Below are 14940 nucleotides of genomic sequence, written 5' to 3' on the forward strand. Positions count from 1 at the left end.
TAATGGGTAATTTTTCCGTCTTCAATCGCTATTATTTGGTAGCAATTATTAGCGATTTATTACCCATTACCTGTTACCCATTACCTGTTACCCATTACCTCTTACCCATTCCCAATTTCTAATTGTTAATTACCGATTCGATCGTTTGGTGATAGATAATCCTGCCCGGAGTAGTGCGAATGAATTGATTGATCACCTTGCCCTCTCCGTCTTCCCGAACCCGGCGGAACTTGTATTCTTTCGTCACTATACCGTCGGTAGAGCGTTCCACCTTCAGCGGTTCTCCCTCGGGTTCTGCGTTTTCTATGGCGCCTTGAAACCTCACCCACACATAAGAGTGCAAGTCAACGATTCCTTGTTCGTAAGCTACAACCGCGTCGGTAAGGTTGGAGAAATAGTGACCGGCTCCTTTTTGAGCGTCAGGATTTTCGGCTGTCAAGTAATAGCAACCGAGCACCATATCTTGAGAAGGAGTAACGATCGGTCTTCCGGTTGCCGGCGACATAATGTTGTTAGAAGCCAGCATCAGCAAGCGCGCTTCCGCCTGAGATTCCAGAGACAAAGGCACGTGCACTGCCATTTGGTCGCCGTCAAAGTCAGCGTTAAAAGCCGGACAGACTAGCGGGTGAAGCTGAATTGCCCTCCCGTCCACCAAAATCGGCTCAAAGGCTTGAATCCCCAAACGGTGGAGGGTCGGCGCCCGGTTTAGCATTACCGGGTGTCCTTCAATCACCTCCTGAAGCACGTCCCAAACACTGGGATCGTTGCGCTGGATCAGTTTTTTGGCAGCTTTGATGTTGTTGACCAATCCTTGGCGGATCAAGCGGTGGATGACGAAAGGCTGGAAAAGCTCGATCGCCATTTCCCTCGGCAAACCGCACTGATGAATTTTCAGTTTCGGCCCCACCACAATCACCGAACGCCCGGAGTAGTCAACCCGTTTCCCCAGCAAGTTTTGCCGGAAGCGACCTTGTTTCCCTTCAATGATGTCCGACAGCGACTTCAGCGGGCGGTTGTTTGCCCCCACCACTGTCCGGCCCCGGCGACCGTTGTCAATCAGCGCATCCACAGCTTCTTGCAGCATCCGCTTTTCGTTGCGGATGATAATCTCCGGTGCCAGAATTTCTTGGAGTCTCGCCAAGCGGTTGTTGCGGTTGATGACTCTCCGGTAGAGGTCGTTGAGGTCGCTCGTTGCAAAACGCCCGCCGTCTAGCTGTACCATCGGCCGCAAGTCGGGGGGAATCACCGGAATCACATTGAGCACCATCCAATCGGGTTGAGATCCCGTAGCGATGAAGTTGTCAATTACCCGCAAACGTTTAATTAACTTCGCCCGTTTTTGACCTTTAGCATTAGCAATATCTTCCCGCAACTTTTCCGCTTCGCTTTCTAGCGGAATGTTTTGCAGCAAAACTTGCAAAGCTTCAGCACCAATCCCCACTTCTACGCCCGTCAGCGTGGAATCTTCGCTGTAAAGTTCGTCTTCTATTTCCAGCCAAGCATCTTCGGTTAGCAATTGCTTGTATTGCAGTTTTTCGGCATTACCGGGGTTGAGAACAACATAGGCATTGAAATAAACTATTTGTTCGACATCTCGGAGCGGCATATCTAACAGAATTGCCATGTAACTCGGGATGCCTTTGAGATACCAAACGTGAGCTACTGGAGCTGCTAATTTGATAAATCCCATCCGGTGACGGCGGACGCGAGATTCAGTGACTTCAACACCGCATCTCTCGCAAACAATGCCTCTATGGCGAACTCGTTTGTACTTGCCACAATGACATTCCCAATCTTTTGCAGGCCCAAAAATGCGCTCGCAAAACAAGCCATCCATTTCAGGTTTTAACGTGCGATAATTTATGGTCTCCGGTTTTGTCACCTCTCCAGTAATCTGACCGTTGGGTAAAGTTCTCTCTCCCCACTGTCGAATTCTTTCTGGTGAAGCTAACCCAATCTTGACGTAATCAAAGCGTTGTTCTATTTTAGCCATTCTTGACTCCAATTAATAATTTACAGTCGATTATTTGTGGTTGTTTATTTTTTTTGGTTGCTTGTTTCACGGCTTAAATCAATGTTATACTCCTCTATATGTGACGTGGTTTTTAATATCCGAGATGACACTTGACGAGACTCCAAAGTCATCAGCGATTTTAGAGATTGATTTTCTACCTCTAATTCTTTTTCGTACCTCAAGAGCTTGCTCTAAAGTCAATTTGCGATCGAGATACCCACCCATGCGAGGAACTGGAACCTCTTCGCCTGCTTCCTTCCAAGTGACGTGATACTTAATATCGTGTATGGTTTTGCGACCAACACTGTATTCCTGAGCTACATCCTTCACTCTCTCACCTGCTGCTAGTTTTTGCCTAATTTCTCGCACCTTTTCCCAGTCTAATTTGGCATTGGAAAGGGGATGACTTTTGCCTTGAGTGCGTCCTTTCTTAGAAGCATCTAATAAATTTTGAGTGCGAGTTCCACCCCAAAGATGTTCTGGATTAATACAACTGGGATTATCGCAGGTATGACAAGCATCCATCGAAGTCGGAACTTCACATCCTAATTTCTCTGCTAAAACAGCACGAGTAACTGATTGGGATTTCCCATTTTTAAAGTACCTGCCATAACCACCTTGACCATCCTTTGCACCTTGAAAAATTATGCAGCCGCTGTCTTGAATTTCTCCTACAAAACCGGGGGGAACTGTAGTGAAGTTATGGGGAATTTTTGCCTGAAGTATCTTAGTAATAGTGTCATACTGTACGCCATACTCTTTTATTAGGTGGCTTTTGATGGTTCCAGCTAAATATTTACGCTGAATTTCCTGCAGTTGTTCGATCGAGAGTTGGCCAATACCCGGAATACTTTTGCGTCTGGGAGTTTTGCGCTCGCGCCCCATCATCTGCTGCGTATTCTCAGCCGCAGTTCCAGCTACGAGATGTGCTGGGTTGATGCAGCTTGGATTGTCGCAGATGTGGCACGCAAAATAACCGGAATCTAGAAATCCTGGTATTTTTGATGCGAGCACTAATCGGTGGACTAATACCGTTTTGCCCTCGATCCACTTGCGCCCGTAACCATTTTTCAGCTTGCTCCCTTGCCAGTTAATACAGCCTGTCGCCCGGTCAAATTTTCCTTCTATTCCTGGGACAACTGTTACAATAGTCATGTCAGCGTCTCTCCTCTTAAGAGCGTTGATTCGCCTCACCAGTGTTCGTACCACTGCTGAGGCATTTTAATTTGAGATTGTCGATTAAAGATTAAAGAATTGAATCCGGTCAAAAAATCTTTAATCTTTAATCTTTAATGCCTAATCCTCGTCAAGTTCGTCACGAGAAAGCGATTCGTAAGTAGGCCGGGAGGGCGATCGCTTGCCCCCAGCATCCGCCATCAAATCCACCTCAACGTGTTCGCTGCCCTCGTCGGACGTATTCACCTTGTGCACAGCAATATCCAAGCACAAAGACTGCAACTCCCGCATCAGCACCTTGAAAGATTCCGGCGTACCGGGGCGCGGAATAGCTTTGCCTTTGACGATCGCATTCAGCGCTTCATTCCGTCCCTGCATATCGTCCGACTTCACAGTCAGCAACTCTTGTAAAGTATAAGCTGCGCCGAACGCTTCCAGAGCCCAGACTTCCATTTCTCCGAACCGCTGACCCCCCTGCTGCGCTTTGCCGCCCAAAGGCTGCTGCGTTACCAGCGAGTAAGGGCCTGTGCTGCGGGCGTGGATCTTATCGTCTACCAAGTGCACCAGCTTCAGCATATAGGCGATGCCAACTGTGATGGGGCGATCGAACGGTTCCCCAGTTCGGCCATCGTAGACAATAGTCTTGCCGGGGTGCTTTTCGTTAAACACCCAAGGCTTGCCGGTTTTTTCGCGGGCTTCCTGCAGCTTGCCGTGCACGGTTTCCCGCGACTTTTCAGCGCCGTGCATTTCATCAAAAGGCACCATCTTGAAGCGCATGGACAGATTTTCGCCCGCCCATCCCAGCAAGCACTCAAAAATCTGACCTACGTTCATCCGCGACGGTACGCCCAAGGGATTGAGCACTATGTCAACCGGAGTCCCGTCGGGCAAATAAGGCATATCCTCCATCGGCAGAATCCGGGACACAATACCCTTATTCCCGTGACGGCCGGCCATTTTGTCGCCGACTTGAATTTTCCGCTTTTGAGCTACGTAGACGCGGACGACCATGTTGGCGCCGGGGGGCAGTTCGTCGCCCTGTTCGCGGGTAAACACCCGCACGTCCACCACGCGGCCTTTTTCGCCGTTAGGGACGCGGAGGGAATTGTCGCGCACGTCGCGGGCTTTTTCGCCGAAGATTGCCCTCAGCAGTTTTTCTTCCGGCGGTTGGTCGGATTCGCCCTTGGGGGTGACTTTGCCGACTAGGATGTCGCTGGCTTCTACCCAAGCACCTTTGCGGATAATGCCCTGTTCGTCTAGCTGGCGCAGCGCGTCTTCGCCGACGTTAGGAATTTCGCGGGTGATTTCTTCGGGACCGAGTTTGGTTTGGCGGGCTTCGATTTCGTATTTTTCAATGTGGATCGAAGTGTAGACATCTTCGTACACCAAACGCTCGCTAATTAGCATCGCGTCTTCGTAGTTGTAGCCTTCCCAAGGCATATAAGCTACGAGGATATTGTGACCCAGAGCGAGTTCGGCCCCTTCTGTGGAGGAACCGTCGGCGAGCACTTGACCTGCTACGACTCGATCGCCCTCATAAATCAGCGGACGCTGGTTTAAACAAGTATCTTGGTTAGAGCGCTGATATTTTTGCAGTTCGTGTTCGATGCAGCCAGCATATTTTTGCTTCCAAACCGAGGGCTGTTTGACTTTGAGATCGTCGTATTCCTTAATCAGGAAATGTTCTTCGCTGGAATTCGATTCGGCATCTACAGCCAGGGGTTTGACAATAATCCGGGTAGCGTCGATGTAAATCACCTCGCCGTCGATCCGGGAAACCACAACCATCCCGGAATCTCGGGCAGCCTGAGCTTCCAAGCCCGTACCGACGAGGGGCCGTTCTGGTTTCAGTAGCGGCACAGCTTGCCGCTGCATATTCGATCCCATCAAAGCTCGGTTGGCGTCGTCGTGTTCCAAGAACGGAATCAGCGATGTCGCGACGGAGACGATTTGCACGGGCGAAATCGCCATGTAGTCCACCTGCATCGGCGTGGTGGTAGTAAATTCTTGGCGGTAGCGGACGGCTACGGTTTCGCCCAAGAGGTTGTTGTTTTCGTCGAGACTGATGTCTCCGGGGGCGACGCGCAAATCGTCTTCTTCGTCGGCTGTCATGTAAACGGGGGCTTTGTCGCGCAGCACCCGTCCTTTTTCTACTGGATAAAAAGGAGTTTCAATGAAGCCGTAGGGGTTGACGCGGGCGTGGGTTGCCAAGGAACCGATCAGACCGGCGTTGGGGCCTTCTGGTGTTTCGATCGGGCAAATCCGGCCGTAGTGGGATGGGTGAATGTCCCGCACTGCAAACCCGGCGCGTTCCCGAGTCAGACCTCCTGGGCCCAAGGCGGAAAGCCGACGTTTGTGCGTCAGTTCTGCCAAAGGGTTGGTTTGATCCATGAACTGCGATAGCTGGGAGGAACCGAAGAATTCCTTAATTGCTGCTACCAGCGGTTTGGGGTTGACCAGAGAAGCGGGGCTCAGGGAGTCGGCATCCGAAACGGTCATCCGTTCGCGGATAATCCGTTCTAAGCGGTTGAGACCGACGCGGACTTGGTTTTGCAGCAGTTCTCCAACACTGCGGACGCGACGGTTGCCTAAGTGGTCGATGTCGTCGGTGGAGCCGATGTCGAATTCGAGGTTAATTAAGTAGTCGATCGCTGTCAAGATATCTTGCGATGTCAGCACCCGCATCGTATCCGGGACTGTCAAGCGCAATTTTTTGTTGAGTTTGTAGCGGCCGACTCGACCCAAATCGTAGCGTTTGGGGTCGAAAAAGCGCGAGTTGAGGAGCTGTTCGCCGCCCGCCACGGTGGGGGGTTCCCCTGGACGGAGTTTGCGGTAGAGCTCCATCAAAGCTTCTTCTTCGCCGAATTGTCCTTCTTTCTCGATCGTTTTTTGGAAGTATTCCGGGTGGCGCAGGGAGTCGTAGATTTCGCCGTCTGTGAGTCCGAGGGCTTTGAGCAGCACCTGAGCCGATAGTTTGCGGGTTTTGTCGATTCTGACCCAGACTAAATCGTTTTTGTCTGTTTCAAATTTCAGCCAAGCGCCTCGGTTGGGGATCAGGGAGGCGTTGTAGGAACGGCGACCGTTTTTGTCGGTTTCCGATTTGTAGTAGACGCCTGGGGAACGCACGATTTGGTTGACTATCACCCGTTCCGCGCCGTTGATGATGAAAGTGCCGCGCTCGGTCATCAAGGGCAAGTCGCCGATGAAGACTTCTTGTTCTTTGATTTCCCCTGTTTCTTTGTTAATCAGGCGGGTGGGTACATACATTTGCACCGAGTAGGTGCTGTCCCTGCGCTTGGCTTCGTCCACGTCGTATTTCGGGCGCTTGAGTTTGAAGTCTTTGCCCATGAAGTGGAGTTCCAGCTTCCCCGTGTAGTCTGTAATCGGGGAGAAGCTGTCGAGTTCTTCGATCAGCCCGGCTTCTAGGAACCAGCGAAAACTTGCCCGCTGGATTTCGATCAAATCGGGCAAGGTGAAGGCGAATTCTGTGTAATCTTTAGTGGTCATGGGGGTCCTTTTTCCGCAGTGGCTCTAGCTTTTTACATGGCGCCAAGGCTGGGCTTTTTTACCTTGTTGCGTTTTTTTGATTGATTGTGTGAGAGAATTTATATGATGTTTTCGATCGCCTGCCAACTGCTGCAACGGTTATTTTTGCTTGTGGCTCGCAGTATTTTTGTGCGAATTTTAGTTTCGATCCCGATGCTTTTAGCTCCGATATCGTGGTATCCCGGGGTAAATTCCCTACACTTTTGACTCCTAAAATTGACTTGACAGCTATTGCCAAATTGCTGAGGTTCCAAGTTTCTTCTGATGTGTAAGTTTGAGTGTGTAAGTTTGAGGTATTGCGTGAAGTTTTTGCCGATCCCGAAGGTTAGCGTACTCGCGTTGTGTTGGCATTTCCGGGGCGACATCGCAGTCGCGGATACTAAGCCAACGCCCGATCGGGCGGTTCTTTTTATTATAGGACGCAAATCCGATCGCAGCAGGCAACGCCAAAAGAATCTCCAATAAAGGATGAATCCGGTTTTTCCGGCAGGATAGAAATGAAATTGTCCCGATCGCTGGCTCCTAAATCGACTTGTTTTCCTCGTTTCTCTGTTCTGCTATAACTAAACTGAAAAGCCGAATAGCTGACAGGCATTTTCGGTTGTCTGCTGGGACAAAGTTAAGAGAGAAACTCCTCTCAATTTAGCAACTTGCTCGGCTACGTAGTAGACGTAGGCTGGTTCGTTGCGTTTTCCCCGCTGGGGTACGGGGGCGAGAAAAGGGCAATCTGTCTCGACTAGGATGCGATCGCTATTTACCATACAAGCTGATTCTTGTATTTGCAAGGCTTTTTTAAAGGTGACTGTTCCGCTAAAACTGATGTAGAAACCTAGGTCTAAAAACCACTGGGTTTCTTCGGGTGTGCCTCCCCAGCAGTGCATGACCCCGCGCACTGGCCCGCGAGTCTGCCAAAAGTTCCTCAGCATTTCGGCCATTGGGGCGGCGGCGTCGCGACAGTGGATAATGACTGGTTTGTCAAGTTCCTGGGCGATTTCAAGCTGTGCCTCAAACACTTTAAACTGGTGTTCTCGATCGTCAGCTTTATAAAAGTCCAGTCCGGTTTCGCCGATCGCCACTACCCTAGAGTCCGAATTCGCTAATTCCCTTATCTGGCTCGCAGTCTCGTCTGTCCACTTCTCGGCATCTAGGGGGTGGAGTCCAACCGCAAACGAGACTTCTGCAAACTGATTGGCGATTGCTTGAATGCCGGCAAATTCTTCTGGCTCTACACAAGAATGAACCAGCCGAACTACACCAGCTTCGCGCCAGCGTTCTCGAATGGCTTCTAACTCAGATTTGTAGGTCTCAAAGTTGATATGAACGTGAGTGTCGATGAGCTGCATGGGGGAAGCAGATTAGAGGTGATACGGGAGAGTCCTGGTGGGATAGGGCGAGGGGGAGTGAGAGAGTCTGGGAGTGGGAGTGGCCGAGAGTGTGTGGGAAAAATCTTCCGTCTTCTTTCTTTCTTCTTCCTTCTTCACGCTTGACTTCTTCACCCTTGACTTCTTCCCTCAACATCCATCCCTTCAATCTTGTACACTGCTTCGTTGCCGAACTTTCTGCTTCCTTAAGATGCTACCGATACTTCGTGCGGCTTGAGGGTTCTTGCCAAGCGGGACTTTTTGCGAGCGCCGTTGTTGCGGTGGAGTACACCTTTTTTGACAGCTTTGTCAATTTTGCTGTAGGCCTCAGACATTCGCTGCTGGACTTCTTGCATTAATTCCGGGCTGGGAGCTGCGGCGTACTTGTCTACGGCAGCGAAATACTTCTTCATCAAAGTTTTGACCGCTGACTTGTAAGATTTGTTGTACAAGCGGTTACGTTCGGCGATTTTGACTCGTTTGACGGCGGACTTAATATTTGCCATAGTTCAGTTGCTGGAAGTAGGTATTCATTGATACACCCTAGTCTCAAGAGAGTCCCAAGACACGGGGATTTTGAAGGACAACCTTTTCGGGATCGATCCGCAAAAAGCTTGATTTTTAAAGGCGGAGTGAGACAGCCAACTTTCCATTAGCTCAGATTGAGCTGAGTCTGTGGCTACTTTTTGGCGACGCCCGCGCAATAATTTTTTATTGACTCATTTAACTGCCTGTTTTTTACCCCTGGCAATACCCATAAGGTAGGACATGGTTGTTACAGAGGCGTTTTGCGGTGTTTCCACCGTCACGAGTTAAAGTCACGGTTTCTTGCGCGCAATTTTCAAGTATACAATAATTTGGCGTTTTTTTATAAAAAAATTATCAGGTGTTGGAAAAACTAATATAGCACCTATTCTGCTTAAAATCCAATTCTCTGAAAAATCCAAGTTAAGCTATAACAAAGAATACGGGTTATTTGGGCTTCGGCAAGAAGCACTTACCGAAGGTAGAAGGTAAAAAGCTGAAGGTAGAAGGTAGAAGGTAGAAGACAGCACGGATCTGAAGGTAGAAAGTAGAAGGCAGAATCAAAATTCTTCCGCTCGAACACTCTCCCTCTCGGATATTATCGGGGTCGGACACTCTCCCCTTCTGCGTTCCAACCCTCTCCCCGGGCACCCGGTTCTCTGGCGGGCAATTCCTAGAGAAGATTGTGACTTGTCCTCAGTGTTGCAAAATCCTCGACAGAGATTTAAACGCTGCACTGAAGCCTTGGAAAATGCCGCGACTCTCGCGGTTTAAGCTTGTGGACTGGTGGTGGCCTACTTCTCTAGGAGAACGCCACAAAAATCCCCAATTGTCAAGCAAATGTTAGTGAAGTTATAGACGGCATTCCTAATCTCCATGCTGCGAATCATTACTCAGTGGGTTGAGGCACAAGCTGAACTGCGACGGATCTGCGATCGCACCCATGACGAACTTGTCGTTCACAAAGAAGCCACCGTGCGGGAGGTGCTGCAAGCTGTAAGGCGCAGAGGCGATCAGGCTGTGCTGCACTACACTGCTGAATTTGACCGCATGACCCTAAATGTGGAAGATTTACGGGTCAGCGGCGCCGAACTGGATGCTGCTTACCAGCAGGTGTCGAAAGAATTATTAAATGCCATCCGGCTGGCTTGCAAACAGGTAGAGGCGTTTCACCGACAGCGCGTACCCAAGTCTTGGGTGCAGTTTGGCGATGACGAGATTGTTTTGGGCAAGCGCTACACGCCGGTCGATCGAGCGGGAATCTACATTCCTGGGGGTCAGGCGTCCTATCCGAGCTCGGTGATCATGAATGCGGTTCCTGCGAAGGTCGCTAAGGTGCCGAGACTGGTGATGTGTACTCCCCCCGGACAGGAGAAGAAAATGAATCCTGCGGTGCTGGTAGCGGCTCAGGAAGCGGGAGTTGATGAGATTTATCGGGTAGGCGGGGCGCAGGCGATCGCGGCTTTGGCCTACGGTACGGAAACTATTCCGAAGGTGGATTTAATTACCGGGCCGGGGAATATTTACGTCACCCTAGCTAAAAAACTGGTTTACGGGACTGTGGGGATCGATTCTCTGGCTGGCCCGTCGGAAGTGTTGATTATTGCTGATGGTTCGGCGAATCCCGTGCACGTGGCTGCGGATATGTTGGCTCAAGCTGAGCACGATTCGATGGCGTCGGCAATTTTGCTGACGGCGGATTCGGTGCTGGCTAGGAAGGTGGTGGCTGAGGTAGACAGACAGTTGGCAAATCACCCGCGCCGAACTTTAACAGAAAAGGCGATCGCCAACTACGGTTTAGTCGTAGTAGTTGACTCGCTCAAAGCGGCGGCGGAACTCTCTAACGAGTTTGCCCCGGAACACTTGGAATTGCAAGTTGCAGATCCCTGGGCTTTGCTCGACCAAATTCGCCACGCTGGGGCGATTTTCTTGGGCTGCTCGACGCCGGAAGCTGTGGGCGATTATTTGGCGGGCCCCAATCATACTTTGCCGACTTCTGGGGCTCCGCGCTATGCGTCGCCGCTGGGTGTCGAAACTTTTATGAAGCATTCGAGTTTGATTCAATATTCGCCGGCTGCACTTAAGAAGGTGAGTAGGGCGATTAATGTTTTGGCGGAAGCAGAGGGGCTTCCTTCTCACGCTGATTCAGTGCGGCTGCGGACTGAAAATGAGGGAGAGGGTGAGTTTTAGAGGGTAGATTTAAGTAGATGATCGGCAAAATACAGAGGTAGTCAAAAGCGAGTGAAATGCAATGAAAGGAAGCAATTCTCTTGCGATTATGGTAGCTTTACATTCTGTGACAAACGGTCCAGTTTATTTGCACCTACCTACTTACGCACTGCGGGCTTAAGAAACCCGGTTTCTTCAAATATCTTGCTTAAATGATGCAATTATGTTAAGAAACCGGGTTTCTGGGTAGGTAATAATGATGTTGGTGGGAAGCGCGAAAATTGGGGAAAGTAGGCGAGAATCAACGAAATATTTAAAGTCTAAATATCTCAGATTTAAAGGTGCATGGTATTGAATACTGTTTTGGTAGCGATCGACAATTCAGAGCTTGCAGAACGGGTTTTGCAACTTGTAGGACAATTTCAGCTAGAACCGACGGCAAAAATGATTCTAGTTCATGTTGTCAGTTCTGGTACGTCGGATTTTGACGCGGTTGTCGATCGACCTCACGCTCAGGGAGATGAGATTGCTTACCGAGAGGTGGAGAAGTTACTGCAATCTTATCAGGAAAAGTTGCCTTGCCAGAGCGAATTGGAGATTGTTTCGGGACAACCTGCAGAAGAAATTGTCCGTTTGGCTAATATTTATAAGGCGGATTTAATTGCGATCGGCTGTCGGGGTTTGACAGGTTTAAAGCGAATTTTGGAGGGCTCGGTGAGTGCTGAGGTTGTCGCTGAGGCTCCTTGTTCGGTGTTGGTGGTGCGGGCTAAGTAAGGGGAATTGAACCGCAGAGATTGACAGGCGGGATGCTTGTTTCACAGAGATTGACAGTATCTAAAACGTGGAGGGTGTGTCAGCCAAGAGTTATTGAAGCCGCAGATAATATAACGAGAGCTGACGCACCCAAATATAAATTTTTGTTTATTTAGAATGTTAATTGTTGTATAGATTTAAGACTCGTTTTGAAACAGCCGTTATGCTGTCAGCAGTATAAATGTTTGATGGGACAGTGGCTTGAGTCTCTGGAAGACAGATAAGCGATCGCCTGTTAGGTATGTCTTGTAAAATCAACATTGACCTCATCAAAGGGTTGTGTAGTAATATCCGGCAATAGTCCTACACTCTTTTTTTCTCAATATATTTTTATATTTTTACACACTCAGATACAATTCGGTATAGTCTGTCAAACCGTTAAAAAAGCAATTCCATTAAATTTTAGTAACTGCAAAGGCTATGACTAAAAAACCGCATCGCTTGATTCCACAAATTCTGGCTGCTGGTTTGACCCTGTTTGGGGCGGCGGGTTGTTCTCATGTCTATTTCAGTCAAGGACTTGCTGGCGCCAATCAAGGACATTTTAAGGGTGCTGTAGCTGATTATAATCCGAATATCGACTTTAATGCCAACAATGCTATTGCCTATAGTTGGAGTGATATCCAATATAAACCCGAGAAAAAAGAAGACTGGAGTACAGACGACTATTATAAATTAGGCTTTTTTATCCTGTTTGCGGGGATGGCTGGTTTAGCTGTCTATTACAAACTAGCTTTTACATTCGCTGATGCGTACAACAATCGGGGTTTAGCCAAGTATAAACTAGGAAAAATCAAAGAGGCACTCTCTGATTATAATCAGGCGATCGAGCTTAATCCCAAACTAGCTTCTGCCTACTTAAATAGGGGTTTAACCAAGTCTCGCCTAGGGAAAAAAGGAGAGGCGTTATCCGATTATAATCAGGCGATTGACCTCGATCCAAAACGAGCTGCTGCCTACGTCGGTCGAGCTTTACTCAATCATGAACTAGGAAAAAAAGAAGAGGCGCTATCGGATTATACGAAGGCGATAGACCTCGATTTAAAACTAGATGTTGCCTACGTCGGTCGTGGTTTAGTCAAGTCTGACCTAGAGGAAAAAGCAGAGGCTATAGCAGATTATACGAAGGCGATCGAGCTTAATCCCAAAGATGTTGGTGCTTACAAAAATCGGGGTTTAGCAAAGTTTAGTTTAGGAAGAATAGAAGAGGCGCTGGCAGATTATAATCAGGCGATCGATCTCGCTCCCAACGATGCTGATGCTTACAACAATCGGGGTAACGTTAAGTATGAACTAGGGGAAAAAGAAGAGGCACGGGCAGATTTTGTTAAAGCGAACGACCTGAATCCCAAATTGGCTGTTGCCTACTTTCATCGGGGTGTAGCCAAGTCTAAATTGGCGGAAAAAGAAGAGGCGCTGGCAGCTTTTTCTAATGCGGTTAATCTGAATCCAGAATTAGCGGCAGCTTACTTTTATCGGGGTGAGATCAAGTGTGATATTGCCAATCAAGAAGAGGCGCTGGCAGATTTTAATACGGCGATTCACCTGGAGCCAAAGTTTTATTTTGCATACTGTCATCGGGGTGTAGCCAAGTATAGTTTAGGGGTCAAAGAAGAGGCGCTGGCAGATTTTAATATGGCGATTCACCTGGAGCCAAAGTTTTATTTTGCATACTGTCATCGGGGTAATGCGAAATATCACCTACGGAAAACAGAAGAGGCGATCTCCGATTATACTAAGGCGATAGACCTGAATCCCAAATATGCTGTTGCCTACTGTAATCGGGGTAGTGCCAAGTCTGAGCTTGGGGACAAAGCAGAGGCGATCTCCGATTATACTAAGGCGATAGAACTGAATCCAGAATTAGCTGATGCCTACTGTAATCGGGGTGTAATGAAGTCTAACCTAGGGAAAAAAGCAGAGGCGATCTCCGATTATAATCAGGCAATCGAACTCGATCCAAAATTAGCTGTTGCCTACAATAATCGGGGTATTGCCAAGTCTGAGCTTGGGGACAAAGCAGAGGCGATCTCCGATTATACTAAAGCGATAGACCTGAATCCAGAATTAGCTGTTGCCTATGTCAATCGGGGTAGTGCCAAGTCTGAGCTTGGGGACAAAGCAGAGGCGATCTCCGATTATAATCAGGCGCTCGAGCTCGATCCCAAATTAGCTCTTGCCTACGTCGAGCGGGGTTATGTCAAGTACGATCTTGGAGAAAAAGAAGAGGCGATCTCCGATTATAATCAGGCGATCGAGCTTAACCCCAATTATGCTGATGCCTACTACACTAGGGGTTTAGCTAACTCTGCCCTAGGAAAAACAGAAGAGGCGATCTCCGATTATAATCAGGCGATAGAGCTTAACCCCAACTATTCTGATGCTTACTACACTCGGAGTTTAGCTAACTCTGCCCTAAAAACAGCAGAAGACATACTCGTAGATTATACTCAGGTGAGCGACCTTAATTACAACAGTGCTAATGCCTACTTCCGTCGAGGTAATTCTAAGTCTGACCTAGGGAAAAAAGCAGAGGCAATCGTAGATTATAATCACGCCCTCGAACTCAATCCCACAGATGCTGTTGCCTACAACAATCGGGGTTTAGCCAAGTATAATTTAGGAGAAAATGAAGAAGCGATCGCAGATTATAATCAGGCGATTCACCTTAATTCTTGCTATGCTGATGCCTACTTAAATCGTGGTTTAGCTAAGTCGGCCCTAGGGCAAAAAGCAGAGGCAATCTCCGATTATAATCAGGCGCTCGACCTTAATTCTTGCTATGCTGATGCCTACTTAAATCGTGGTTTAGCTAAGTCGGCCCTAGGGCAAAAAGCAGAGGCAATCTCCGATTATAATCAGGCGATTGACATCGATCCCAAACTAGCTGTTGCCTACAATAATCGCGGTAATGCCAAGTCTGTTCTAGGTGAAAAAACAGAGGCACTTGCAGATTATACTAAGGCGATAGAGCTTAATTACTACAATCCTAATCCCTACTACAATCGGGGTTTGACTAAGTATAATCTAGGGGAAAAAGAAGCAGCCATCGCAGATTATAGTAAGGTAATCGAGCTTAGTTACTATAATGCTAATGCCTACTACAATCGTGGTTTAGCTAAGTCTGACCTCGGACAAAAAGCAGAGGCGATCGCCGATTATCAAAAAGCCGCTGACTTGTACAAGTACCAAGCAAATACAAGTGATTACCAAGACGCTATTAACAAAATTCAAGAATTATCAGCAGAGTAGCGACTTAGAGATTATTTTGAGAAACCGACCGAGGAGATTTTGCCTTTGGGCAATATTTATCCAGCCGATTTAATTGAACCGCAT

General features: G+C 48.4%; 9 protein-coding genes. 3 read left to right on the forward strand and 6 right to left on the reverse strand.

What is annotated here, in order from left to right; genetic code table 11:
- Positions 1-118 precede the first annotated feature (118 nt).
- From QUA47_RS21235 to rpsT, 6 genes are all read right to left on the reverse strand, one after another.
- Positions 119-1993: a DNA-directed RNA polymerase subunit gamma gene (locus QUA47_RS21235; protein WP_333217584.1), complete on the reverse strand. Its 1875-nt coding sequence runs from the start codon at positions 1991-1993 to the stop codon at positions 119-121.
- 84 nt (positions 1994-2077) lie between these two features.
- A complete protein-coding gene (locus QUA47_RS21240) occupies positions 2078-3169 on the reverse strand; it encodes an HNH endonuclease (RefSeq protein WP_333432211.1) in 1092 nt (363 codons plus the stop codon).
- A gap of 141 nt (positions 3170-3310) precedes the next feature.
- Positions 3311-6697: a DNA-directed RNA polymerase subunit beta gene (gene rpoB, locus QUA47_RS21245; protein ID WP_333041547.1), complete on the reverse strand. Its 3387-nt coding sequence runs from the start codon at positions 6695-6697 to the stop codon at positions 3311-3313.
- 451 nt (positions 6698-7148) lie between these two features.
- Entirely contained in the window at positions 7149-7331 is a 183-nt protein-coding gene (locus tag QUA47_RS21250) for a hypothetical protein (protein WP_333255262.1), read from the reverse strand.
- Positions 7300-8079 carry a TatD family hydrolase gene (locus tag QUA47_RS21255; RefSeq protein WP_190660454.1) on the reverse strand — a complete coding sequence of 260 codons (780 nt, stop codon included), beginning with the start codon at positions 8077-8079 and terminating at the stop codon, positions 7300-7302. Before QUA47_RS21255 ends, QUA47_RS21250 begins: the two co-directional genes overlap by 32 nt.
- Positions 8080-8303: 224 nt before the next feature.
- A complete protein-coding gene (gene rpsT / locus QUA47_RS21260) occupies positions 8304-8603 on the reverse strand; it encodes a 30S ribosomal protein S20 (protein ID WP_006632886.1) in 300 nt (99 codons plus the stop codon).
- 895 nt (positions 8604-9498) lie between these two features.
- Here rpsT and hisD point away from each other — a divergent pair.
- The 3 genes from hisD to QUA47_RS21275 all read left to right on the forward strand — a co-directional run bounded on the left by hisD (position 9499) and on the right by QUA47_RS21275 (position 14856).
- Positions 9499-10812, forward strand: coding sequence for a histidinol dehydrogenase (gene hisD / locus QUA47_RS21265; protein ID WP_333432212.1), 1314 nt, complete (start codon positions 9499-9501; stop codon positions 10810-10812).
- 324 nt (positions 10813-11136) lie between these two features.
- The gene (locus tag QUA47_RS21270; protein ID WP_333432213.1) at positions 11137-11565 is read left to right on the forward strand and encodes a universal stress protein; all 429 of its coding nucleotides are present in this window, start codon (positions 11137-11139) and stop codon (positions 11563-11565) included.
- A 459-nt stretch (positions 11566-12024) separates the two neighbouring features.
- A complete protein-coding gene (locus QUA47_RS21275; protein WP_333432214.1) occupies positions 12025-14856 on the forward strand; it encodes a tetratricopeptide repeat protein in 2832 nt (943 codons plus the stop codon).
- Positions 14857-14940 lie beyond the last annotated feature (84 nt).

The organism is Microcoleus sp. MON2_D5, from assembly GCF_036701905.1.
Taxonomy (GTDB): Bacteria; Cyanobacteriota; Cyanobacteriia; order Cyanobacteriales; family Microcoleaceae; genus Microcoleus.